At 76.6% G+C, this 22,178-nt stretch carries 26 protein-coding genes; 10 read left to right on the forward strand and 16 right to left on the reverse strand.

Features of this window, described 5'->3' with window-relative positions; genetic code table 11:
• Positions 1–55: 55 nt before the first annotated feature.
• Complete coding sequence (gene cydB, locus ACI79X_RS18525) at positions 56–1,069, reverse strand: cytochrome d ubiquinol oxidase subunit II (RefSeq protein WP_457026888.1); 1,014 nt, start codon at positions 1,067–1,069, stop codon at positions 56–58.
• A 12-nt stretch (positions 1,070–1,081) separates the two neighbouring features.
• Complete coding sequence (locus ACI79X_RS18530) at positions 1,082–2,665, reverse strand: cytochrome ubiquinol oxidase subunit I (RefSeq protein ID WP_457026889.1); 1,584 nt, start codon at positions 2,663–2,665, stop codon at positions 1,082–1,084.
• Positions 2,666–2,837: 172 nt separating this feature from the next.
• Here ACI79X_RS18530 and ACI79X_RS18535 point away from each other — a divergent pair, with 172 nt between their 5' ends.
• Positions 2,838–3,200, forward strand: a complete 363-nt coding sequence (locus tag ACI79X_RS18535; protein WP_457026890.1) for a BlaI/MecI/CopY family transcriptional regulator — start codon at positions 2,838–2,840, stop codon at positions 3,198–3,200.
• Positions 3,201–3,224: 24 nt separating this feature from the next.
• A complete protein-coding gene (locus tag ACI79X_RS18540; RefSeq protein ID WP_457026891.1) occupies positions 3,225–4,163 on the forward strand; it encodes a M56 family metallopeptidase in 939 nt (312 codons plus the stop codon).
• Between the two features lie 79 nt (positions 4,164–4,242).
• Here the strand turns inward: ACI79X_RS18540 and ACI79X_RS18545 are convergent, their stop codons facing one another.
• Positions 4,243–5,133 (reverse strand): oxidoreductase, encoded by an 891-nt coding sequence (locus ACI79X_RS18545; RefSeq protein ID WP_457026892.1) that lies wholly within the window; start codon positions 5,131–5,133, stop codon positions 4,243–4,245.
• A 64-nt stretch (positions 5,134–5,197) separates the two neighbouring features.
• On the opposite strand from ACI79X_RS18545, the gene ACI79X_RS18550 reads away from it, so the two are divergent.
• The gene (locus ACI79X_RS18550) at positions 5,198–5,779 is read left to right on the forward strand and encodes a TetR/AcrR family transcriptional regulator (RefSeq protein WP_457026893.1); all 582 of its coding nucleotides are present in this window, start codon (positions 5,198–5,200) and stop codon (positions 5,777–5,779) included.
• A gap of 15 nt (positions 5,780–5,794) precedes the next feature.
• Here the strand turns inward: ACI79X_RS18550 and ACI79X_RS18555 are convergent, their stop codons facing one another.
• The 6 genes from ACI79X_RS18555 to ACI79X_RS18580 form a co-directional block, all read right to left on the reverse strand.
• Complete coding sequence (locus tag ACI79X_RS18555) at positions 5,795–8,023, reverse strand: heavy metal translocating P-type ATPase (protein ID WP_457026894.1); 2,229 nt, start codon at positions 8,021–8,023, stop codon at positions 5,795–5,797.
• On the reverse strand, positions 8,020–8,910 hold the full coding sequence (locus tag ACI79X_RS18560; protein ID WP_457026895.1) for a hypothetical protein: 891 nt from the start codon (positions 8,908–8,910) through the stop codon (positions 8,020–8,022). The genes ACI79X_RS18555 and ACI79X_RS18560 overlap by 4 nt, the downstream gene beginning before the upstream one ends.
• A 25-nt stretch (positions 8,911–8,935) precedes the next feature.
• Positions 8,936–9,145 carry a heavy-metal-associated domain-containing protein gene (locus tag ACI79X_RS18565; protein ID WP_457026896.1) on the reverse strand — a complete coding sequence of 70 codons (210 nt, stop codon included), beginning with the start codon at positions 9,143–9,145 and terminating at the stop codon, positions 8,936–8,938.
• A 25-nt stretch (positions 9,146–9,170) separates the two neighbouring features.
• On the reverse strand, positions 9,171–9,479 hold the full coding sequence (locus tag ACI79X_RS18570; RefSeq protein ID WP_457026897.1) for a metal-sensitive transcriptional regulator: 309 nt from the start codon (positions 9,477–9,479) through the stop codon (positions 9,171–9,173).
• Between the two features lie 32 nt (positions 9,480–9,511).
• Positions 9,512–9,922: a MerR family transcriptional regulator gene (locus tag ACI79X_RS18575; protein ID WP_457026898.1), complete on the reverse strand. Its 411-nt coding sequence runs from the start codon at positions 9,920–9,922 to the stop codon at positions 9,512–9,514.
• 75 nt (positions 9,923–9,997) lie between these two features.
• Positions 9,998–10,492: an Hsp20/alpha crystallin family protein gene (locus tag ACI79X_RS18580; protein WP_457026899.1), complete on the reverse strand. Its 495-nt coding sequence runs from the start codon at positions 10,490–10,492 to the stop codon at positions 9,998–10,000.
• Between the two features lie 162 nt (positions 10,493–10,654).
• On the opposite strand from ACI79X_RS18580, the gene ACI79X_RS18585 reads away from it, so the two are divergent.
• From ACI79X_RS18585 to ACI79X_RS18600, 4 genes are all read left to right on the forward strand, one after another.
• Positions 10,655–11,104, forward strand: coding sequence for an STAS domain-containing protein (locus ACI79X_RS18585; RefSeq protein ID WP_457026900.1), 450 nt, complete (start codon positions 10,655–10,657; stop codon positions 11,102–11,104).
• 143 nt (positions 11,105–11,247) lie between these two features.
• Entirely contained in the window at positions 11,248–12,516 is a 1,269-nt protein-coding gene (locus ACI79X_RS18590) for a YibE/F family protein (protein WP_457026901.1), read from the forward strand.
• Positions 12,517–12,617: 101 nt separating this feature from the next.
• Positions 12,618–13,193, forward strand: coding sequence for a class I SAM-dependent methyltransferase (locus ACI79X_RS18595; protein ID WP_457026902.1), 576 nt, complete (start codon positions 12,618–12,620; stop codon positions 13,191–13,193).
• Complete coding sequence (locus tag ACI79X_RS18600; protein ID WP_457026903.1) at positions 13,183–13,512, forward strand: TraR/DksA family transcriptional regulator; 330 nt, start codon at positions 13,183–13,185, stop codon at positions 13,510–13,512. Before ACI79X_RS18595 ends, ACI79X_RS18600 begins: the two co-directional genes overlap by 11 nt.
• Here ACI79X_RS18600 and yczE read toward each other — a convergent pair.
• The 7 genes from yczE to ACI79X_RS18635 all read right to left on the reverse strand — a co-directional run bounded on the left by yczE (position 13,496) and on the right by ACI79X_RS18635 (position 19,729).
• Entirely contained in the window at positions 13,496–14,137 is a 642-nt protein-coding gene (yczE, locus tag ACI79X_RS18605; RefSeq protein ID WP_457026904.1) for a membrane protein YczE, read from the reverse strand. The two genes, ACI79X_RS18600 and yczE, sit on opposite strands and share 17 nt — an antisense overlap.
• Before the next feature lie 158 nt (positions 14,138–14,295).
• Positions 14,296–14,817, reverse strand: coding sequence for a DinB family protein (locus tag ACI79X_RS18610; RefSeq protein ID WP_457026905.1), 522 nt, complete (start codon positions 14,815–14,817; stop codon positions 14,296–14,298).
• A gap of 9 nt (positions 14,818–14,826) precedes the next feature.
• The gene (locus ACI79X_RS18615; RefSeq protein ID WP_457026906.1) at positions 14,827–15,762 is read right to left on the reverse strand and encodes a glycosyltransferase family 2 protein; all 936 of its coding nucleotides are present in this window, start codon (positions 15,760–15,762) and stop codon (positions 14,827–14,829) included.
• Positions 15,759–16,649, reverse strand: a complete 891-nt coding sequence (locus tag ACI79X_RS18620) for a glycosyltransferase (RefSeq protein WP_457026907.1) — start codon at positions 16,647–16,649, stop codon at positions 15,759–15,761. The genes ACI79X_RS18615 and ACI79X_RS18620 overlap by 4 nt, the downstream gene beginning before the upstream one ends.
• Positions 16,646–17,671: a prenyltransferase gene (locus ACI79X_RS18625; protein ID WP_457026908.1), complete on the reverse strand. Its 1,026-nt coding sequence runs from the start codon at positions 17,669–17,671 to the stop codon at positions 16,646–16,648. The genes ACI79X_RS18620 and ACI79X_RS18625 overlap by 4 nt, the downstream gene beginning before the upstream one ends.
• Positions 17,672–17,720: 49 nt before the next feature.
• Positions 17,721–18,482, reverse strand: a complete 762-nt coding sequence (locus ACI79X_RS18630; RefSeq protein WP_457026909.1) for a class I SAM-dependent methyltransferase — start codon at positions 18,480–18,482, stop codon at positions 17,721–17,723.
• Positions 18,476–19,729: a glycosyltransferase family 4 protein gene (locus ACI79X_RS18635; RefSeq protein WP_457026910.1), complete on the reverse strand. Its 1,254-nt coding sequence runs from the start codon at positions 19,727–19,729 to the stop codon at positions 18,476–18,478. The genes ACI79X_RS18630 and ACI79X_RS18635 overlap by 7 nt, the downstream gene beginning before the upstream one ends.
• Positions 19,730–19,782: 53 nt before the next feature.
• Between ACI79X_RS18635 and ACI79X_RS18640 the strand changes: the two genes are divergently transcribed.
• The 3 genes from ACI79X_RS18640 to ACI79X_RS18650 all read left to right on the forward strand — a co-directional run bounded on the left by ACI79X_RS18640 (position 19,783) and on the right by ACI79X_RS18650 (position 22,111).
• On the forward strand, positions 19,783–20,076 hold the full coding sequence (locus ACI79X_RS18640; RefSeq protein WP_457026911.1) for a Dabb family protein: 294 nt from the start codon (positions 19,783–19,785) through the stop codon (positions 20,074–20,076).
• A gap of 53 nt (positions 20,077–20,129) precedes the next feature.
• A complete protein-coding gene (locus ACI79X_RS18645) occupies positions 20,130–20,885 on the forward strand; it encodes a hypothetical protein (protein WP_457026912.1) in 756 nt (251 codons plus the stop codon).
• Positions 20,886–21,025: 140 nt separating this feature from the next.
• Positions 21,026–22,111 carry a DUF4192 domain-containing protein gene (locus ACI79X_RS18650; RefSeq protein ID WP_457026913.1) on the forward strand — a complete coding sequence of 362 codons (1,086 nt, stop codon included), beginning with the start codon at positions 21,026–21,028 and terminating at the stop codon, positions 22,109–22,111.
• The last annotated feature ends 67 nt before the right edge of the window (positions 22,112–22,178 follow it).

Consider the following 22,178-nt stretch of genomic DNA (forward strand, 5'->3'; position numbering starts at 1 on the left):
CCGTCCGCGCGCGGACGGCGGGCCCGGGAGGGGCCTTTGTCGCGCTCTCGGCTCATCAGACAGCCACGCGAGCGTCGTCGTGCTGGGGCTCGGCGGTGAGGCGCTCGCGGAACACCCAGTACGTCCACGCCTGGTAGGCCAGCACCACCGGCAGGCCGACCGCCGCCACCCACGTCATGATGCCCAGCGTGTAGTCACTGACCGAGGCCTGCGCGACGGTGACGTCGAAGGCCGGGTCGACCGTGGAGGGGACGACCACCGGGAAGGCCGCGCCGAACAGCGTGGCCGCCGAGGCCAGCAGCACGGTGGCCCAGCCGGCGAAGGCCTGGCCCTCGCGGTCGAGCCGCACCCGGGTCCAGGTGACGACGACCGCGAGCGCGGCGACCAGCCACAGCACGCCGGTGACCACCGTGCCCGAGCGCAGGTGCACCAGGCCGGCCCAGGCGAGCAGCGGCAGCGCGCCGACCGGCGCCCAGCGCAGCGCGAACGCCCGGGCCCGCAGCCGCAGCGGGCCGTCGGTCTTGAGCGCCAGGAACAGCGCGCCGTGCACCAGGGAGTAGGCCACGACGGCGGCCGCGCCGAGCACCGACGACCAGCCCAGGCCCGCGAACGCGCCGCCCACCCGGGTGCCGTCGCCGTCGATGGGCAGGCCGAGCGTGGTGGCGCCGAGCGCGGCGCCGACGCCGGCTGCGGCCACCAGCGAGCCGCCGGTGATGACGCGGGTCCAGGTGGCGTCCCACCGCGGGTCGTGCGACTGGTGCCGCCACTCGAAGGCCACCGCCCGCACGATCAGGCCGAGCAGCACCACGACGAAGGGCAGGTACAGCGCCGGCAGCCAGGTGGCGTACCAGCCGGGGAAGGCGGCGAACACCGCGCCGGCGGCGGTGATCAGCCAGACCTCGTTGCCGTCCCACACCGGGCCGATGGTGCGCAGCATGAGGTGGCGGTCGGCGGTCCGGCGGCCGAGGACCGGCAGCAGCGCCGCGACGCCGAAGTCGAACCCCTCGAGCAGCAGGAAGCCGGTCCACAGCACCGCGACGGCGGCGAACCACAGGGTCTGCAGGTCCATGGGAGGGAGCTCCTAGTAGGCGAAGGAGAGGACGTCGTCGTCGGACCGCGGGCCGCCGTCGGGACGGTCGTCGTCGTCCCGGGACGAGCTGCCCACGGCGGGCGGCGTCGGGGTGGTGTCGCCGGTGGTGACGCCCCGGCGGACCAGCCGGGTGAGCAGGAACAGCTCGACCACGGCGAGCGCGCCGTAGAGGACGCCGAGGCTGATGAGCGAGGTCCAGACCTCCGCCGTGGTGACGCCGGGGGAGACGGCCTGGGCGGTGAAGAAGTAGACCTGCTCGCCGACCGGGACGTCGGGGTTCGGGTGGACGACGAAGGGCTGGCGGCCCATCTCGGTGAACACCCACCCGGCCGCGTTGGCCACGAAGGGCGCGCCGACGGCGAGCAGCGAGCCGTGGACGCCGATCCGCGACGTCGGCACCCGGCCCCGCCGGGTCGACCAGAGCGCGTAGGCCGCGACACCGGCCGACACCGCGCCCATGCCGATCATGAGCCGGAAGCTCCAGTAGGTGACCGCCAGCACCGGGGTGTAGTCGATCTCCTGGCCGGCGCGGTCGCCGAACGACGGGTCGTCGGGGTAGGTCTCGCCGTAGACGGCGGCGTACTCCTCCTGCAGCTGGTTGACGCCCGGGACGGCGGTCTCGAAGTCGCTGTGCGCGAGGAAGGAGAGCAGGCCGGGGACGGTCCAGCTGTGCACGTCGTCGCACTCGTTGGAGCCGAGCTTGGCCCAGGCGAAGATTGAGAAGGGCGCCGGCGCCTCGGTCTCGCAGAGCGCCTCGGCGGAGCTCATCTTGAGCGGCTGCTGCTGGTACATGAGCTTGCCCTGCCAGTCGCCGGTGACGGCGACGAGGACGAAGGCGGCCAGCGACACGTATCCGCCGAGCCGCACCGAGCGGCGCCACACCGTGTCGTCCACCCGCCCACCCGGGACGTCGGACGAGGGCGCCCCGGCCAGCTTGCGCTTCCGCAGCTGGTAGAGGCCGACGCCGACGAGCAGGGCGCCCGCCACCATGAGCGCGGCGACGATCGCGTGGCTGAAGGCGGCCAGCGCCGTGTTGTTGGTGAGGACGGCGAGGAAATCGACCTGCTGCGGGCGGCCGTCGGGGCCGACGGTGACGCCGACCGGGTGCTGCATCCAGGAGTTGGCCGCGATGATGAAGTACGCGCTGACGATCGAGCCGACCACGGCGGCCCACAGCGCGGCGAGGTGCAGCCGCTTGGGGATGCGGCCCCAGCCGAAGATCCACAGGCCGAGGAAGGTCGACTCGAGGAAGAAGGCGAGCAGCGCCTCCATCGCCAGCAGCGAGCCGAAGACGTCGCCGACGAAGCGGGAGTACTCGCTCCAGGCGAGGCCGAACTGGAACTCCTGGACGAGGCCGGTGGCCACGCCGAGCACGAAGTTGACCAGGTAGACCTTGCCCCAGAAGCGGGTCATGCGGAGCCACTCGGGCTTGTCGGTGCGCACCCACATGGTGTGCATGACCGCGACCAGGATCCCGAGACCGATGGTCAGCGGGACCATGAGGAAGTGGTAGACGGTCGTGATGCCGAACTGCCAGCGGGCGACGTCCAACGTGTCCAGGGCCAGGAGGTCCACGGGGCCTGCTCCTCACGCCGGCTCGACCGTCGGGCCGACAGTTCCTTTCTACGCCTCGTAGAACTCCGTTTCTACGTCCCGTAGAACATGTGGGGGTGAGGTGCGCGACACGGTCCGTGCGCCCGTCCGCACATCCGTTCTACGCTGAGTAGAAACGAGGAGGGGAGGCGTCGTGGCGTCGCTGGGTGACCTGGAGCGGACGGTCATGGACGTGCTGTGGGCGGCCGACGGGCCGGTCGCGGCGGCGGAGCTGCGCGAGGCGCTCGCCGACCGCTCGCTCGCCCTCACCACGGTGCACACGGTCCTGTCGCGGCTGGAGGCCAAGGGCTTCGTCGAGCACGACGAGGCGCGGCCGCGCCGGTTCCGCCCGCGCGCCACGCGCGAGCAGCACGCCGCCGAGCTCATGCACGAGGTCCTCGGTGCCTCCGGCGACCGGCAGGCCGTGCTGGCCCGGTTCGTCGGCGGGGTCGACCCGGAGGAGGCCCGCATGCTGCGCGCGCTGCTGGACGGGACCGCCCCGGGCGCCGCCCGCTGACGCCTGCCGCCACCTCCACCTGACGTGCTCCCCGCGACCGCCGCGGCGCTGGCGGTCCTCGCGGCGCTGCTGGCCTGGCCGGTGCCGGCGCTCCTCGGCCGCGCCCGGTGGCCCCGGCGCGACCCCCTCGTCGCCCTCGTCTGCTGGCAGGCGATCGGGCTGGCCGGTGGCCTGTCGATCATCGGCGCGCTGCTCGTGCACGGCCTGGCGCCCTGGGGGCACTCGCTGCCCGAGGCCGGGTGGGCGGTGCTGCGCGGGCACCCCGCCGTCGACCCCGTCCGCGGCGACCACTGGGTCACGCTGACCCTCGCCGCCGTCCTGGCGGTGGAGCTGCTCGGCGTCCTCGCGCTGTCGTGGGCGCGCACCGCCCGCACCCGGCGCCGGCACCGCGCGCTGCTGGAGCTGGTCGTGCAGCCCTCGCCCGCGGTCCCCGACGCCCGGCTGCTCGAGCACCCGGCGCCCGTGGCGTTCTGCATCCCCGGCGCCCGCCCGCTGCTCGTGCTGTCCTCCGGCATGGTGGCCGAACTCGACGACGACCAGCTCGCCGCCGTCGTCGCGCACGAGCGGGCGCACCTGGCCGAGCACCACCACCTCTACCTGCTGCCGTTCGTGGCGTGGGAGGCGGCGCTGCCGGTGCTCCCCGCGGCCGCCCGCGCGCACGCCGCGGTGCGCGAGCTCGTGGAGATGCGCGCCGACGACCGGGCGCTGGCATCGTTGCGCGGCCCGGACCCGCGGCGCACGCTCGCGCAGGCGATCGTCCTGGCGGCGGGCGGGGCCGCCGGGGGAGCGGGCGGGGTGCCCAGCGGCGCGCTGTCGGTGGCCGGCGGCGCGCTCGGCGCCCGGGTGCTGCGGCTGGTCGACCCACCGGCGCCCCTGCCCGCGGCGGCCCGGGCCGCCGCCCTGCTGTGCGCGGGCCTGCTCCTGCTCGTCCCGACGGTCCTGCTCCTGCTCCCCGCCCTCTGAGGGTCGCCGCCCTCTGGGTGCCTCTGTAGCGCTGTCGGCTCCTCCTGGAGGGACCGAGAGCGCTACGAAGGCGCTCCGGTCAGCGGGTGGGGATGGCCGCCGGGAAGTCGACGCCGGTGAGCTCCGCGGACGCCGCCCACAGTGCCCGGGCGAGCTCCGGGTCGCTGGCCGCGCGGGTGCGCCCGACGAGGGTCGGCTCGCCGCGCACCTCGAAGGCGCCCTCCGGGCCGGCGTAGCTGCCGCCGGGCAGGTCCGCGGTGGCCATGAGCAGCGTGGGCAGGGCGCCCCGCTCGCCGGACTGGGCGACCAGCCGGTTGCCCAGCGCGAACGCCGCGTGCTTGACCCGGTTCTCCGTGCGGCCCTGCAGGTCGGTTGCCGCCCAGCCCGGGTGGGCCGCCATCGCCCGCACCGGGGAGCCCGCGGCGGTGAGCCGGCGCTGCAGCTCGAGGGTGAACAGCAGGTTGGCCAGCTTCGACTGCCCGTAGGCCCGCTCGGGCGAGTAGCGGCGCCGCTCCCAGTTGAGGTCGGTGAGGTCGATCGAGCCCACGCGGTGAGCCGTCGAGGAGACCGTGACCACCCGGTCGGTGAGGGAGGGGAGGAGCAGGTTGGTCAGCGCGAAGTGGCCGAGGTGGTTGGTGCCGAACTGCAGCTCGAAGCCGTCGGCGGTGCGCCCCTGCGGGACCATCATGATCCCGGCGTTGTTGACGAGGACGTCGAGCGGCCCGCTCCAGTCGTCGGCGAAGGCGCGCACCGAGGCGAGGTCGGCGAGGTCCAGGCGGCGCACCTCGACCTCGCCGGTCAGCCCCGCCGCGGCGGCCCGGCCGCGGGCGGGATCGCGGACCGCGAGGACGACGCGGGCGCCGGCGGCGGCCAGGGCCCGGGCGGTGGCCAGGCCCAGCCCGCTGGTGGCGCCGGTGACGACGGCGGTGCGGCCGGCCTGGGACGGGACGGAGAACGGGGGGTTCGTCATGCCGAGTGAATGTAGTCGCCGACAACAATGTTGGCAACGCCTACACGGACTACGCTCATCCGTCGTGCGCGCACCCGAGCAGCCCTACCACCACGGCGACCTGCGGGCCGCCCTGCTGGAGCGGGCGGCGCAGCAGCTGCGCGTCGGCGCGGTGGCCGACCTGTCCCTGCGGGCGCTGGCGCGTGACCTGGGCGTGAGCCACGCCGCCCCGAGTCGCCACTTCCCCGACCGCCAGTCCTTCCTGCGCGCGCTGGCCCGCTCGGGCTGGGAGCGGCTCGACGCCGCCCTGACCGAGGCCGACCCGGGTGCCGACGCCGGGCTGCGGCCCCGGCTGCTCGCCTTCGGCCGCGCCTACGTGCGCTTCGCCACCGGGGAGCCGGCCCTCCTCGAGCTCATGTTCGCCGGGAAGGCCGCCGGCGAGTCGCACGACGGTGCGGGGCTGTCCGGGCCGGACGTGGTGGTCGGCGACGCGCAGGCCCGGGGCGAGGTGCGCGACGGCGACCCCGTCGCGCTGGGGACGGCGCTGTGGGCCGCCCTGCACGGCGTCGCCGCGCTCTCGGTCAGCGGCGTGCTCCGCGGCGCGGACGTCGACGCGCTGCTCGTGCAGACCGTGGACGCGCTCCTCGACGGACTCCGGCCGCGCTGACCGGCCGGCCCCAGGTCAGCCGGGGACGGCCGACGTCGCGTTGCCCGGCAGCGGCGCGAACCGGCGCAGCCGCAGGCTGTTGGTGACGACGAAGACCGAGCTCAGCGCCATCGCCGCGCCCGCGATCATCGGGTTGAGCAGGCCCGCCATCGCCAGCGGGATCGCCGCGACGTTGTAGGCGAACGCCCAGAACAGGTTGCCCTTGATGACCGCCAGCGTGCGGCGGGCCAGCCGGACGGCGTCGGCGGCGGCGCGCAGGTCGCCGCGCACCAGGGTCAGGTCGCTGGCCTGGATGGCGACGTCGGTGCCGGTGCCCATCGCGAGCCCGAGGTCGGCCTGGGCCAGCGCTGCGGCGTCGTTGACGCCGTCGCCGACCATCGCCACCGTCGCGCCGTCGGCCTGCAGCCGCCGGACGACGTCGACCTTGTCCTGCGGCAGCACCTCGGCCACCACGTCGTCGATGCCCACCTCGGCGGCCACCGCGCGGGCGGCCGCGGCCGAGTCCCCGGTGAGCAGCACCGGCCGCAGCCCGAGGTCGCGGAACTGCCGGACCGCGGCCGCCGACGTCGGCTTGACGGTGTCGGCGACGACGAGCACGCCGCGCACCGCGCCGTCCCAGCCCACGGCGACGGCGGTCCGACCGGCGGCGTCCGCGCCGGCCACGACCGCGGCCAGCTCCGTCGGCAGCGCGCCGACCAGTGCCGGCCGGCCGACGACGACGGCCGTCCCCTCCACGGTGCCGCGCACGCCGAGGCCGGCCTCGTTCGCGAAGCCGGTGACCGCGGGCAGCGCGCCGAGCCGCTCGCGGGCGGCGGAGGCCACGGCCGCGGCGATCGGGTGCTCGGAGGCGTCCTCGAGCGCGCCGGCGCGGCGGAGCACCTCGGCGGCGTCCTCGCCGTCGGCGGCCGCGACGTCGACCAGGCTCATCCGGCCGGTGGTGACCGTGCCGGTCTTGTCGAGCACCACGGTGTCCACCCGGCGGGTGGACTCCAGCACCTCCGGCCCGCGGACCAGGATGCCGAGCTGCGCGCCGCGGCCGGTGCCGACCATGAGCGCGGTCGGCGTGGCCAGCCCGAGCGCGCAGGGGCAGGCGATGATCAGGACGGCGACGGTGGCGGGGAACGCCCCGGCCAGGCCCGCGCCGGTGCCCAGCCAGAAGCCGAGCGTGCCCAGCGCCAGGGCGAGCACGACGGGCACGAAGACCGCGGAGACCCGGTCGGCGAGCCGCTGCACCTGCGCCTTGCCGTGCTGCGCCTCCTCGACCAGCCGCGCCATCTGGGCGAGCTGGGTGTCCGCGCCGATCCGGGTGGCGCGCACGACCAGCCGCCCGCCCGCGTTCACGGTCGCCCCGACGACGGCGTCGCCCGGGCCGACCTCCACCGGCACCGACTCGCCGGTGAGCATCGAGGCGTCGACCGCCGAGGAGCCCTCGACCACCTCGCCGTCGGTGGCCACCCGCTCGCCGGGGCGGACCACGAACAGGTCGCCCACGCCGAGCGCGTCCACCGGCACCCGCCGCTCGACGCCGTCGCGCAGCACCGACACGTCGCGGGCGCCCATCTCCAGCAGCGCGCGCAGCGCCGAGCCCGCCCGCCGCTTGGCCCGCGCCTCGGCGTACCGGCCGGCGAGCAGGAAGGTGGTCACCCCGGCGGCGGCCTCGAGGTAGACGTCGCCGGCGCCGTCGGTGCGCGACACCGCGAAGGAGAACGGGTGCGTCATGCCGGGCTCGCCGGCGGTGCCGAGGAACAGCGCGTACAGCGACCAGCCGAACGCGGCGAGGGTGCCGAGCGAGACCAGCGTGTCCATGGTCGCCGAGCCGTGCCGCAGGTTGGTCCACGCGGCGCGGTGGAACGGCCAGCCGCCCCACGCGACCACCGGGGCGGCCAGCGTGAGCGAGGCCCACTGCCAGTACTCGAACTGCAGCGCCGGCACCATGCCGAGCAGGACGACCGGCAGGCTCAGGAGCGCGGAGACGACCAGCCGCTGCCGCAGCCCGGCGTCCGCGTCCTCCTCCGCCGCGTCCTCCTGCGGCGGGGCGGGCAGCGCGGCGGTGTAGCCGGCCTTCTCCACGGCGGCGACGAGGTCCTCGGGGACGACGCCGTCCGCGTAGCTGACCCGCGCCTTCTCCGTGGCGTAGTTGACGGTGGCGGTGACGCCCTCGAGGCGGTTGAGCTTCCTCTCGATGCGGGACGCGCACGAGGCGCAGGTCATCCCGCCGATCGAGAGCTCGACCGAGCTGGTCATGCGGCGCTCCTGGCGGTGGCGGTCACGGCGGCGGTGCGGACGACGTCGCCGTGCCGGAAGTCGAAGAACAGCCGGTGGTCGCCGGCCGCGGGCACCTCGACGGCGAACCGGACCTCCGCTCCGGAGGCGGCCGTCGGGTGGACGTGCAGGTAGCCGAGGTCGCCGGCGCGCAGCGCGACGAGGTGGCCGTTGGCGCCGAGGTACGGCTGCAGGTCGGTCACCGGGACGCCGTCGCGGGCCACGGTCACCACGACCTCCGACTCCCGCCCGGCGACGAGGTCGCCGTCGACGGTGACGGTGTAGCCGTCGACCTCCGCGGTGCGCGACGGCGCGGGCAGCGGCACCGGCTCGCCCGCCCCGCCGACGGCGAGGTCGGCACCCAGGACCAGGCCCGCGCCGTGCGCCGACGGCGTCGCGTCGGCCAGCACCCGCCACGAGCCGGGCGTCAGCGCGACCGGCGTGGTCCAGGTGCCGTCGGGGGACAGCTGCGGGTGCAGGTGCTGGTAGCCGGTGAGGTCGCGGCGGACGACGACGAGGTGCAGGTCCTGCTCGTGCACCGTCTCGTAGTCGGTGACCGGCGCGCCGTCGGGTCCGAGCAGGCGGAACGACAGCGGGACGGGGTCGCCGGCGGGCAGGACGTCGTCGGCGAGGTCGAGGGTGTGGCCCTCGGCGGAGACGGCGAGCCCGGCGGGGAGGTCGTGCTCGACCGCCCCGGCGCCGGCCTCGTGGCCGCCGGCGTCGGCTGCGTGCTCGCCGGCCGCCGCGTGCTCCTCGGCCGCGGCGGCGGGACGGTCGAGCGGGCCGACGAGCGCGCCGGCAGCCCAGCCGGCGCCGAGGACGGCGGCCGCGACGCCCAGCGTGGCGGCGGCCCGGGTGGCGGTGCGCACGACGGCTCCCCTCGACGCGCCCGCGTCAGCGGGCCGCGACCTCGTAGCCGGCCTCCTCGACGGCGGCGCGCACGGCGGCGTCGTCGACGGGGGCGTCGCTGGTGACGGTCAGGCCGCCGCTGGCGAGGTCGACCTGCACCTCGGTCACGCCGGGGATCTCGCCGACCTCCTCGGTGACGGAGGCGACGCAGTGCTGGCAGGTCATGCCGGTGACGGTGTAGGTGGCGGTGCTCACGGGGGGCTCCTCGGGGGTGGGGTGGTCAGGAACGGACGAGTCGGGCGATGGCGGCGGAGGCCTCGCGGACCTTCTCGTCGGCCTCGGGCCCGCCGGCGGCCACGGCCTCGGCGACGCAGTGGCCCAGGTGCTCCTCGAGCAGGCCGAGGGCGACCGACTGCAGGGCCGAGGTCACCGCGGACACCTGGGTGAGGATGTCGATGCAGTACTTCTCGTCCTCGACCATGCGCTGCAGGCCGCGGACCTGGCCCTCGATGCGGCGCAGCCGCTTGAGGTGGTCGTCCTTGCGGTGGATGTAGCCGTGGACGTGACCGGGGGCTTCCGGGTCGGGCATGCGGCCCATAGTACCCCTACCCCCCAGGGGTGTCACGCGTCGTCGTCGGCGGGCTCCTCGCGGCCGTCCCGGAGCCGGGCGACGGTGTCGCGCAGCCGGTCGCCGTCGGCGCGGGCGTCGGCGAGCTGGTCCTGCAGGCCGACGATCACCTCGGCCGAGGCCAGCGGGTGGCCCTCGTCGAGCAGGCCGCGCAGCCGGGCGGCGAGGACCAGCTGGTGGCGGGAGTAGCGGCGGTGGCCGCCGGGGGAGCGGTGCGGTGAGAGCGCGCCCGACCCGTCGAGGCTGCGCAGGAAGGCGGCCTGCACGCCGAGCAGGGCGGCGGCCTGGCTCATGGTCAGCGCCGGGTAGTCGGGGTCGTCGAGGCGCCGGACGGCGTCGGCCGCGGCGCCGGCGGGGTCCCCGGCCGTGCCGCCGTCGCGGCCCGGCCTGTCGCTCGTCGTCATGGGGACTCCTCGGGAGGGGCGGGAACGGCACGGGGCCGGGCCCGCGGGCCCGGCCCCGTGTGCGGGACGCGCCGGTCAGCTCTCGACGGCGCGCTGCTCGCCGCCGGCCGACTCGTGCTCGATGGTGCGGCTCTCCACCGCGGCGGGCACGTCGGCCCGGGTCACGGTGATCTTGCGGGCCCGCGCCTTCTCGGCCACCGGGATGCTCACGGTGAGCACGCCGTCGTGGTAGCTCGCCTCGAGCCGGTCGGTGTCGAGGCTGCGGCCGAGGACCAGCTGCCGCGTGTAGGAGCCGTAGGGGCGCTCGGCTACGGCCCACTCGGCGTTCTCCAGCTGCGGCACCGAGCGCTCGGCGCTCACGGTCAGCGTGGTGCCCTCGATCGAGAGGTCGATCGAGCCGGGGTCGACGCCGGGCAGGTCGAAGTGGGCGACGAACTTGTCGCCGACCCGGTAGGCGTCCATCGGCATGCCCGACAGGGCGCGGGCGGTGCCGGTGCGGCCGGCGAGCTGGTCCAGCGCGCGGAAGGCGGCGGACGTGGCGGCGAACGGGTCGTAGGCGGTCAGCATCATGCTGGTGCACCTCCTGGGTCGTACTGGTCGGTGTTCGCTGCCCGAGGATGAACCTCTAGTGGCGACTGGAGATTACCTCGGTCACGCACCGATGTAAACGTCTCTCGCCTGATGTTGTTCCCGGCGCGCATGGGATCGCGCGGCAGCGGGCAGTGCCCCGGCATGGACGAGTCCGTACCGACCGGCGAGGGGCACGCCGACGCCGCCGCCGGCCCCGAGGTGACCGCCGCCCTCGACGGCGACGTCAGCCGCGTCACCGTCAGCGGCGAGCTCACCGAGGCCGCGCGCCGGCCCCTGGTCCGCGCGGTCACCGACCAGCTGCTGTCGGTACCCACGCTGTCGCGGCTGGAGCTGCACCTGGACGGGGTGACGTTCATGAACTCCGCCGGGATGGCCGTGCTGGTGCAGCTGCAGCGGATGACGCAGCCGCGCGCGGTCACCGTGGCGCTGGTCTCGCCGCCGGCCGCCGTCGCCCGGCCACTGCAGCTGACCGGGCTGTGGCGGCGCTTCGAGGTGGTGGACGACGACGCCGGCCCGGCCGACGCGGGCGGCTCCCCGGTGTCGGGCGCCCAGGCGCCCCGGCCCGACGGCCCCGACGGCCGCAGCGCCTGACGAACCAGCGCCTGACGAACCAGCGCCTGACGAACCAGCGCCTGACGAACCAGCGCCTGACGAACCAGCGCCTGACGCCCAGCGCCCGACCGGCTCCTGTGTCGGGCGGTCCGGGGACGGGCCGCTGCTCCTAGCCTGACCGGGTGCCGCCCCACTCCCACGCCCACGGCCCGGACCCCGACGCGCCGCCGCCGAGCGCGGAGACGCTCACCCGGCGGCGCCGCGCCGTCTGGCTGATGCTGCTGCTGCTCGTCCCGGCGGCGCTGGCCACGCTGGTCGGCCTGGTCGTCCTCTGGCCCGGCGACGAGCCGACCCGCGCCCAGCAGGCGGCCGAGCAGTTCCTGCCGCCGGGCACCACCTATCCCGAGGGGCGGATCGTCTCGCTGCAGACGCTGCCGTGCGGCGAGACCGGCGGCGTGCAGGCCACCTGCGCCACCGCCGTCGTCGAGGTGCTCGACGGCGAGGGCACGGGGGAGTACCAGCAGGTCGACCTCGCCGCCGACGTCGTGGCCAACGGGATCGGCGAGGGCGACACCGTCGTGCTCACCCGCGACGCCGGCGCGGAGGGCAGCCCGGCCTACCAGTTCTTCGACTTCGAGCGGACGACGCCGATGCTCGTGCTGGCGGTCGCCTTCGCCGTGGTGGTCGCCGCGGTGGCCCGGCTGCGGGGGCTCGCCGCCCTGGTCGGGCTGGCCTTCGCCTTCCTCGTGCTCCTGCAGTTCGTCATGCCCGGGCTGCTGTCGGGCGACTCGCCGACCCTGGTCAGCCTGGTCGGCTCGTCGGCGATCATGTTCGCCGTCCTGTACCTGGCGCACGGCCTGTCGGCCCGGACGACGACGGCGCTCATCGGCACGCTGTTCGGCCTCGCGCTGGTCACCGGGCTCGGGGCGCTCGCGGTCGGCGTCGCCCGGCTCACCGGCCTCACGACCGAGGAGACGGTGCAGCTGCAGACCTTCGACCCCGGCCTGGACTTCTCCGGGCTGGTGATCGCCGGGGTCGTCGTCGCCGGGCTCGGCGTGCTCAACGACGTGACGATCACCCAGGCCTCGGCCATCTGGCAGCTGCACGAGGTCGACCCGGCGATGGGCGGGCGCGACCTCTACCGGCGCGGCATGGCCGTGGGCCGCGACCACATCGCCTCGACCGTCTACACGATCGTCTTCGCCTACGCCGGGGCCGCGCTGCCGCTGCTGCTGCTGTTCGAGGTCTACTCGCAGCCGGCCGGCGTCATCCTCACGAGCTCCGCGGTGGCCGAGGAGGTCATCCGGACGCTGGTCGGCGCGATCGCGCTCGTCCTCGCCGTCCCGGTGACCACCGCGGTCGGCGCGTTCTTCGCCACCGCGGCCGGCACGCAGGCCGGGGCGGCCCCGGAGGAGCGGATGTCGGCACTGCGTGCGAGGTTCGCCCGATGAAGGACCCCACTGCCCCCCACCACTCGCAGGCTCGCGGCGGGCCCCTGGAGCAGGGCCGTTCCAGTTCCTTGCTGGGGGCCGCCCGGACCGCCCCGGGGTTCATGCCCGACGACGAGGGCCGCGCCCTCTACGAGGCGGCGCGGTCGGTCGCGGTGCCGGGGCCGCTGCTGGAGATCGGCTCGTGGATGGGCAAGTCGGCGCTGTACCTCGCCGCGGCCGCGCGCGAGACCGGCCGGCAGGTGGTCACCGTCGACCACCACCGCGGCTCCGAGGAGCACCAGCCCGGCTGGGAGTACCACGACCCGTCGCTGGTCGACCCCGCCGTCGGCCGGATCGACACGCTCCCGCGGTTCCGCCGCACGATCGCCGACGCCGGCGCCGAGGACGTCGTCGTCGCCGTCGTCGCGCGCTCGGAGGTGCTCGCCCCGCTGTGGACGACGCCGCTCGCGCTGCTGTTCCTCGACGGCAGCCACACCGAGGAGTCCGCGCGCCGCGACCAGGACGCGTGGGTCGCCAAGCTCGCCGTCGGCGGCACGCTGGCCATCCACGACGTCTTCCCCGACCCCGCCGACGGCGGCCAGGCCCCGTTCGGCGTCTACACGCGGGTGCTCGCCTCCGGGGACTTCACCGAGCTGCCGGGCACCGGGTCGCTGCGGGTGCTGCGCCGTGAGCGCTGACGCCCTGGGCGCCGAGCGCGCGGCCGCGCAGGCGCAGATCGAGGCCCTCACCCGCCAGTTCGACGAGATCGTCGCCGCGTCGCAGGCGTCCAACGCCGACGACGAGCACGACCCCGAGGGCGCCACGATCGCCTTCGAGCGCCAGCAGGTGGCGGCGCTGCTCGAGCAGGCGCGCCGCCGGCTGGCCGACGTCGACGCCGCCGTCACCGCCGTCGAGGCCGGCACCTACGGCCGGTGCGAGACCTGCGGCACGCCGATCGCGCCCGAGCGGCTGGCCGCCCGGCCGACCGCGCGCACCTGCATCAGCTGCGCGCGGTGACCGCCGCCCGCTCCGGGAGCCGCACCGACAGGCGCGGCAGCAGCACCTGGGCCAGCGGGCCGATGAGCAGGGCGTAGGCGACGGTCGCGACGCCGAGGGTGCCTCCGAGCAGCCAGCCGGTGGCCACGACGCAGACCTCGATCGCGGTGCGCACCACCCGCACCGAGCCGCCGGTGCGCCGCACCAGCCCGGTCATCAGCCCGTCGCGCGGGCCGGGCCCGAGGTGCACGCCGACGTAGGCGGCCGTGGCGACGGCGTTGAGCACGATGCCCGACGCCGCGAACGCGACCTGCACGGCCAGGTGCGACGGCGCGGGCAGCACGGCGAGCGTGCCGTCGACGGCGATCCCGATGACGACGACGTTGCTCACCGTGCCGAGGCCCGGCCGCTCGCGCAGCGGGACCCAGGCGAGCAGCACCAGCGCGCCCACGACGACGGTGACCAGCCCGAGCGACCAGCCCAGCCGGTGCGCGAGGCCCTGGTGCAGCACGTCCCACGGCGTGACCCCGAGCGAGGACCGCACCAGCAGGGCCATCGAGGCGCCGTAGAGGGCGAGGCCGGCGTAGAGCTGGACGAGGCGGCGCGGCAGGCGCGGGGGCAGGCGGACCGGACGGGGTTGCAACACGCCGTCCACCCTGCCGCGCGGGTGGCCCGGTCCCTGCGGGCCAATCGGCGGGATTGGCCTGGTCCGGCGGGCGGGCGGCCCGCCCCGAGGTGCGCCCGGTGGCCGTCATCCCCGCCCTGCTGACGACCACCGCCCGCATCTCGACGGACGGCGGGGACTCACTCGCCGGTGACGCCGTCCAGGGCCTCGCGGATCAGGTCGGCGTGGCCGTTGTGCCGGGCGTACTCCTCGACCAGGTGCACGAGGATCCACCGCAGCGAGCAGGCGTCGTCGCGGCCCCACGGCCGGTCCGCGGTGTCCAGCGGCAGCCGTTCCGCCACCGACCGCACCGTGTCCGCGACCGCGCGCCAGGTCCTCCATGCCGCCTCGACGTCGGTCGCGGTGACGGTGTCCGGGTCCACCCGGAACTGCTCGTCGCGGTCGCGGACGACGTCCGGCCACAGGTCGGACGGCAGGCCACCGAAGCCGACGAGCCAGCCCACCTCGACCGCCGCCAGGTGCCGGACCATCCCGAGCAGGGTGAGCTCCGACGTCGGCACCGCCCGGGTGGCCAGCTGCCACGGCTTCAGGTCCGCGCACTTCCACTCCAGCGTCTGCCGGTGGAAGTCGAGGAAACCCAGCAGGGTGGCCGCCTCGTCGGCGACGAGCGGCGGCTCGGTGCGGTGGTCCGGCGGCGTCACGGCGGGTCCTCAGCTGACGTAGCGGCGGGCGGTCGAGCGGCGCTGCACGGCGTCGAGCGCGGCGAAGCGGGCCTCGGCGTGGGCGGGGAGGACCCGCCGCTCGCGCAGCACCCACGGGATCCCGCGGGCGGCGTTCCACAGCCCCTGCGCGGTCACCCAGTCCCTCGGCAGCGTGCGGAGCAGGTGCAGCGTGCGGCGCAGGGCCGGGCGCAGCGGGCGGCGCAGCCACGTCGTCCAGAGGGTGTTGCGGATGCCGTCGCGGCGGCGCCGGTGCGAGTCGCGGGCCCTCGACGCCTGGTGGTGCACGGTCAGCGCCGGTAGGTAGCACAGCTCCCAGCCGGCGGCGGCGAGGTCGCCGGCCATCAGCTCCTCCTCGCCGCCCAGCCACAGCCGCTCGCTGAACCCGCCGACCTCGAGGAACGCCTCCCGGCGGACGACGCTCGCGCCGGCCAGGAACGACCCCAGCGCCGGCCCGGGCAGCCAGTCGGCGCCGCGCACGGGGGAGTCGCGCAGCTCCGGCACGATCGGGTCCTCCCGGCCGCCGGGCTCCACGAGGATGCGCGCGGTCACGACGGCCAGCCGCGGGTGGGCGTCGAGCACGTCGGCCGCCGTCCGCAGCGAGCCCGGGTCCCACCACGTGTCGTCGTCGCAGAAGGCGACGTAGGGGGTGTCCAGCCGGGCGATGCCCACGTTGCGGCCGATCGCGCCGAGGTTCTCCGGGCTGGCCACCAGCTCCACGCCCGGGAAGCGCTCGCGCACCGCCTCGGCGGTGCCGTCGGTGGAGCCGTTGTCGACCAGCACGACGTGCGGCCGCTCGGGCAGCGCCAGCAGCCGCGACAGCGCGAGCAGCACCTCGTCGCGCCGCTCGTGGGTGATGACGACGACGGCGACCCGCGGGTCCGGCGCGGTGCCTGCCTCGTCGGTCCGGGCCTCCGTGGCGGTCACCGGCGGGACTCCCCGGCGAGCACCCGCCGGTCGGCGAGCACGGACGCCGGCAGCCGGCGACGGCGGCGCAGCGCCGCGGGCAGGTCGGGCAGCGCCCGCCACAGCCCCCGCCGCTCGGGCGCCCCGGCGCGGACGGCGGCCGCCACCGTGGCGGCGACCTCGCGCAGCGGCAGCCGCATCACCGCGGTGAGCACCTTCGACCGCCAGACCGCCGTCCGCCGGGCGGCCGGGTCGTGCCGGCGCACCGAGGGGTGGTGGTGCACGGTCACCGAGTCGACGTAGGCGATGTCCCAGCCGGCGGCGGCCAGGTCGAGGGAGAGCCGCTCCTCCTCGCCGGGGAAGCGCACCACCGGGTCGAACCCGCCGGCGGCGAGGAACGCCTCGGTGCGCACCATCGCGGCGCACGCGATGAAGCCGAGCAGCCGGGGTCCGGGCAGGTGCGCGGGGGTGCCGAGGGGGCTGGCCGCGAGCTCCGGGCACAGCGGGTCGAGCCGCTCCTCGGGGCCGACCAGCACCCGCGCGTTGAGCACCGCCAGCCGCGGGTGCGCGCGCATGACCTCCGCGGCGCGGGCGAGGTCGCCGGGCGCCCACCAGGAGTCGTCGTCGGCGAAGGCCACGAACTCGGTGCCCGCGTACCCGGCGCCGATCGTGCGGGCCCGCGCGCCGGCGTTCTCCCCCAGCGGCAGCACCGTCACCTGCGGCAGCGCGGCGCGGACGGCGTCCACGGTCCCGTCGCCGGACCCGTTGTCGACCAGCACCACCGGCGCCTCGTGGCGGGGGAGCGTGGCGAGCAGGTCCTCGCGCCGGTCGCGGCTCATGACGACGACGGTGACGCCGTCGGGGGCGGCGGGCCGGGCGGGCGCCGGGGCGGGGGAGGGGCGGCTCACGGTTGCCCCCTGCCCGGCAGCGGGGCGGCCGAACCCGTGGGTTCCGCCGCACCGGGCGCGGGCAGGGCGGCGGGGTCGGCGAACAGCGTCGATGCCGGCGTCCCGCCCGCCAGCGCCTCGACGGCGAGCACCACCGCGGCCGCCGTCCAGGTGGTGCGCTCCACCGGCCAGCGAGCGTCGTCGGCGTAGACCAGCCCGGTCCAGTACGAGCCGTCGTCGTCGCGCAGGTGCTGCATCGCGGCCACCTGCTCGCGCGCGGCCTCCGGCTGGCCGGCCGCGACCAGCGCGAGCGCGAGCTCGCAGGTCTCCGCGCCGGTCACCCACGGGCGGTCGGCCACGCAGCGGGCGCCGAGGCCCGGGACGACGAAGCGGTCCCAGCCGGCGGCCAGGCGCGTCCGGGCCGCCTCGCCGGTGACCGCGCCGGCGAGCACCGGGTAGTACCAGTCCATCGACCAGCGCGAGCGGTCGGCGAAGGCGCCCGGGTCGGTGCGCAGGGCGGCGCCCAGGTCGGTGACCGCCAGCTCCCAGTCCGGCTGCGGCTCCCCGACGAGCCCGGCCAGCGCGATGCCGCAGCGCAGCGCCTGGAACAGGCTCGCGTTGCCGGTGAGCAGCGCGGTGTCGTCGGGGGTGCCGTCGGGGCGCAGCGCCCAGCTGACCGCGCCGCTCCCCAGCTGCATGCGCACCACGAGGTCCAGGCCCCGGCGCACGACCGGCCAGAGCTCGGCGACCAGCGCCTCGTCCGGGCGGGACAGCCACCCGTGCCACAGCCCGACGGCGAGGTAGCCGGCGTGGTTGCTCTCGACGCCGGGCTGCGTCTCGGCGCCGGCGCGGTACTCGGCGGCGAAGGAGCCGTCGGGCCGCTGCCGGGCGGCCAGCCAGCGGTAGGCGGCCGCGGCGCGGCGGTGCTCGCCGCCGACCTGCAGCGCCATCGCCGCCTCGACGGAGTCCCACGGGTCGAGCTGGCCGCCGCGGAACCACGGCAGCGCGCCGTCGGCGGCCTGCTCGGCGGCGATCGCCGCCACCGTGCGGGCGACGTCCGCCGCGTCGAGGACCCCCGGCAGCTCCGGCAGGTCAGCCCGCGGCAGCGGTCTTCTCCCGCTCCGGGACGGCCTCCGCCGCCGCGGCGGCCGGCCGGTCGGCGTAGACGACGAGGCTCTTGCCGATCAGCGGGTCGAGCACCCGCTCGGCGGTCCGGGTCAGCCACGGCCGCTCCGTCAGGTCCCACACCAGCAGCCGGTGGTAGGCACGGACGACGGCGGCGTCGCGGTCGACGCCGACGGCGCACTTGAGCCACCAGTAGGGCGCGTGCAGCGCGTGGGCGTGGTGCGTGGCGCCGGGCACGAGGCCCGCCACCGACAGCCGCGCCCGCAGCACGTCGCCGCGGTAGATGCGGATGTGACCGCCCTCGTTGGCGTGGTAGGCGTCCGACAGCGCCCAGCAGACCCGCTCGGGTCCCCACCGCGGGACGGTGACCGCCACCCGGCCGCCGGGCTTGAGGACGCGGGCGATCTCGGCCATCGCGCGGGCGTCGTCGGGGATGTGCTCGAGCACCTCCGAGGCGATGACCCGGTCGACGCTGGCGTCGGGGAAGGGCAGGTGCAGGAGGTCGCCGCGCACCACCTCGTAGTGCGCGCCGGCGGGGGCCTCGCCGGCCTCGGCGATCGCGCCGAGCCACTCCTTCGTCGTCCCGACCTCGGGCACGCCCCAGTCGACGGCGACCACCCGCGCGCCGCGCCGGTAGGCCTCGAACGCGTGCCGGCCCTCGCCGCAGCCGAGGTCGAGCACGGTCATGCCCGGCCGGAGGTCGAGCAGGTCGTAGTCGACGGTCAGCACGGGCGCCCCTTCTCCTCCAGCACTCGCGCGTACCAGTCGGCCGTGCGCTCGGCGGTCCGCCGCCAGGTGTAGGTGGCCAGCACGCGGCGGCGCCCGGCCCTGCCGAGTTGCTCCTGCAGCGACGGCTTCTCCAGCACCAGCCGCAGCGCCGCCGTCAGCTCGCCGACGTCACCGGCCGGCACCCGCAGGCCCGCCTGCGTGCCGACCACCTCCGGCAGCGCGCCGGCGTCGGTGGTCACCAGCGGCGTGCCGCAGGCCATCGCCTCGACCGCCGGCAGCGAGAAGCCCTCGTACAGCGACGGGATGGCGGCCACGGTGGCGGTCTGCAGCAGCGTGACGAGGTCGGCCTCGGGCAGCGGCCCGGTGAACCGTACGGCGTCGCGGATCCCGAGCCGGTCCAGCGCCGTCTCGGCGGGCCCGCCGGGCCGGGCGGTGCCGACGACGGTCAACCGCACCGGCCGCTCGGTGCGCAGCTTGGCGACCGCCTCGAGCAGGTGCACCAGGCCCTTGAGCGGGACGTCGGCGCTGGTGGTGACGACGATCGAGTCGGTCTCGCGCGGCCGGCCGGGCGGTGGCGGGGTGAACACGTCGGGGTCGATGCCGACCGGGACCACCTCGATGCCGGCGGCCGGGACGTGCAGGTGCGTCTCGATGTCGCGGCGCGAGCTCTCCGACACGGTGGTGACGGCGTCCAGCCGCGGGGCGACCCGGGCCTGCATCGCGGTGAACCCGTACCAGCGGGTGAGCGTGAGCCGGCGGCGCAGCGTCGGGGCGGCGGCGAGGTCGAGCTGCCGGTCGATGGCCACCGGGTGGTGCACGGTGGCGACCGTCGGGATGCCGGCGCGCACCAACCGCAGCAGCCCGTAGCCGAGCGACTGGTTGTCGTGGACGACGTCGTAGTCGGCGGCGCGGGGCAGCAGCGCGCGGGCGGCGCGCAGGGAGAAGGTGAGCGGCTCGGGGAAGCCCGCGGTGCACATCGCGGCGAACTCGGCGACGTCGATCCAGTCCCGGAACTCCGAGGGCCGCGGCGTGCGGAACGGGTCGGGCTCGCGGTAGAGGTCGAGGCTCGGCAGCCGGACCAGCGGGACGCCGTCGTCGAGCTCGGGATAGGGCTGGCCGCTCCACACGTCGACGGCGTGGCCGAGCGCGGTGAGCTCCCGGGACAGCGCCCGGACGTAGATGCCCTGGCCGCCGCTGTGCGGCTTGCTCCGGTACGACAGCAGTGCGATCCGCAGCCGTCGTCCCATGCGCCGGACACTACCGACCCCGTACCGTCCGCCCGCCTGACAGGGTGGGGCCCGTGATCCGACACGTCGTGCACTTCACCTGGTCCGACGCCGCCGACGTCGAGCGTCGCGCGCAGACCGTCGCCGCGCTGCGCCGGCTGCCCGAGCAGGTGCCGGGCTCGCTGGCCTTCACCGTCGCGCCCGACGCCGGCCTGGTCGAGGGCAACGCGCAGACCATCCTGGTCGCCGATTTCCCCGACGCCGAGACCTTCCGCCGCTACGCGACCGACCCGGTGCACCTCGAGGTCATCGCCGAGCACGTCCGCCCGTTCCTCGCCGCCCGCAGCGCCGTCCAGTACGAGCTGTGACCCGTCCGGGCGGCTGACCTGCGGGTCCGCCGGGCCGCGGTTAGCGTCCGGCCATGCGCGCTCGCCGTCGTCCCGCCCTCGCCGGAGCCGCCCTCGCCGCCCTGCTGCTGGCCGGGTGCGGCGGGCAGGACGTCGCGGGCACCGCGTCCCCGGCGCCGGGGGAGGGCTCCTCGCCGTCCTCGTCGTCGGAGGCCCCGGAGCCCTCCTCCGCGGGCGGCGGTGACCTCGCCGCGGGGCTGCTGCCCGCCGAGGCGTTCGGCCCGGGCGCGCAGGTGGTCCCGGTCGGGCAGGAGGAGCTCGAGCAGGGCGCCGCGCTGTCCGCGGGGTCCCTCGAGGGGCTGGAGGTGACCCCGCCGGAGTGCGCGGAGGCGTTCCAGCGGAGCCAGCCCTCCTTCGACGCCTACGACGACGTCGCCGCGCAGGTCGCCACCGTCGGCACGACGACCACGGTGGAGGCCCTGGTGACCGGGGGCCCGGCCGCGGACGCGCTGTCCGGCTTCCAGGGTCCGCCCGCGGGCTGCGAGTCGATCCAGGCGACGTCGCCGCAGATCGGCACCGTCTCCGTGCAGTACGCCGCGCTCGACGTGCCCGACCTCGGCGACGGCGCCGCCGGCTTCTCCGTGACCACGACCGTCGCGGGCCCCGACGGGCAGCAGATCGCCGTCCCGGCCCTGATCGGGGCGGCCCAGGACGGCGAGCGGGCGCTGGTGCTCGTGAGCACGAGCGTCGCGGGGGACCCCCTCGACCCGGCCGGGTTCGCCGGCCTGCTCGAGGAGGCCTTCCGGGTGCAGGCCGACGCCCTCGACTGAGGGAGGACCCTCCTGCCCCCCACCACGCGCTCCGCGCGCGGCGGACCCCTGCAGGAGGGCCGTGTCCACAGGGGGCCGGGCGGTCCACAGGTGGGCGCAGGCACCGGCTGGAGCCGCGTCCGCGCCCCAGGGTCGGCCGCGTGGACCAACCCCCGATCCCCGTCATCCGGCTCGGCGACACCGGTGAGGTCGCCGCGGCCCTGCCGCACCTGCTGGGCTTCCGGCCAGCCGAGTCGCTCGTGCTGGTCAGCCTCCGCGGGCCCGGCGGCAGCCGCGTCGGCCTGACCGTGCGCGCCGACCTCCCGCCCCCGTACGCGGCCGCGTCCCTGGCCCGCGCGCTCGCCGCGAAGGTGGTCACCGACGACCCCGCCGCGGTGCTGCTCGCGGTCGTCTCCGACGCCCCCGACGTGGGCGCGGTGCCCGTCCTCCGGGTGGACGACGGCCCGCCCCAGGCGTGGCCGGAGCTGCCGCACCGCGACGTCGTGCACGAGGTGGTGCTCGCCCTCGACGCGCGCGACGTGCCCGTCCGCGAGGCGCTGCTCGTCCGGGGCGGCCGGTGGTGGGACTACGACTGCCCGTACCCCTGCTGCGTGCCGGGCGCGGGCACCCCTGTGCCGGACGGCGACAGCCCGCTCGCGGCGGCCGCGGTCGCCGGCGGCGCGGTGCTCGCCGCCGACCGTGCCGCCCTGGCCGCCCGGATCGCCGCCCCCGACGGCCCCGCCGCCGCGGCCATGGCCGACGCCTGCCTCGGTGCCGGGCGGACGCACGCCGCACGCCTGCGCGCGCTCGGCGTCGCCGCCGTCGCCGCGGAGGGCGACGCCGCCGTCGCCGAGGCGGCCGCCGCCTGCCGGCCCGGGCCCGACACCGCCGGCACCCGGCTGCCCGACGGGCAGGTGGCCGCCGTGCTGTGGGCGCTCACCGTCCCCGACGTCCGCGACCGGGCGCTGGCCCTCGCGCTCGGCGAGGACGCCGCGGCCGCCGAGGTGCTGTGGACCGAGTGCACCCGCCGCGCGCCGGTACCGCTCGACGGCGCCCCCGCCACGCTGCTGGCGGTCAGCGCCTGGCTGCGCGGCGACGGCGCGATGGCCAACGTGGCGCTGGAGCGGGCGCTGGCCGCCGACCCCGAGGCACGGCTGCCCCAGCTCCTCGCCGAGGGGCTCGAGGCGTGCGTGCGCCCGGCCGACCTGCGGGCGCTGATCAGCCGGACGGTCGCCGCTTCCCGGTGACGTGCAGGAACGGCCGCCCCTCACGGACCCGGGCCGAGCGGAGCGAGGTCGGGGGAGAGGGGTGGTC

Source organism: Geodermatophilus sp. SYSU D01119 (genome assembly GCF_054049975.1).

Excerpts from the sequence above, each read along its gene's own strand:
- ACI79X_RS18645 (WP_457026912.1), top strand. The coding sequence starts at position 20,130 with ATGCGCGCTCGCCGTCGTCCCGCCCTCGCCGGAGCCGCCCTCGCCGCC.
- ACI79X_RS18585 (WP_457026900.1), top strand. The coding sequence starts at position 10,655 with ATGGACGAGTCCGTACCGACCGGCGAGGGGCACGCCGACGCCGCCGCC.
- ACI79X_RS18570 (WP_457026897.1), bottom strand. The coding sequence starts at position 9,479 with ATGCCCGACCCGGAAGCCCCCGGTCACGTCCACGGCTACATCCACCGC.
- ACI79X_RS18595 (WP_457026902.1), top strand. The coding sequence starts at position 12,618 with ATGCCCGACGACGAGGGCCGCGCCCTCTACGAGGCGGCGCGGTCGGTC.
- ACI79X_RS18545 (WP_457026892.1), bottom strand. The coding sequence starts at position 5,133 with ATGACGAACCCCCCGTTCTCCGTCCCGTCCCAGGCCGGCCGCACCGCC.
- ACI79X_RS18635 (WP_457026910.1), bottom strand. The coding sequence starts at position 19,729 with ATGGGACGACGGCTGCGGATCGCACTGCTGTCGTACCGGAGCAAGCCG.
- ACI79X_RS18575 (WP_457026898.1), bottom strand. The coding sequence starts at position 9,922 with ATGACGACGAGCGACAGGCCGGGCCGCGACGGCGGCACGGCCGGGGAC.
- ACI79X_RS18580 (WP_457026899.1), bottom strand. The coding sequence starts at position 10,492 with ATGATGCTGACCGCCTACGACCCGTTCGCCGCCACGTCCGCCGCCTTC.
- cydB (WP_457026888.1), bottom strand. The coding sequence starts at position 1,069 with ATGGACCTGCAGACCCTGTGGTTCGCCGCCGTCGCGGTGCTGTGGACC.
- ACI79X_RS18555 (WP_457026894.1), bottom strand. The coding sequence starts at position 8,023 with ATGACCAGCTCGGTCGAGCTCTCGATCGGCGGGATGACCTGCGCCTCG.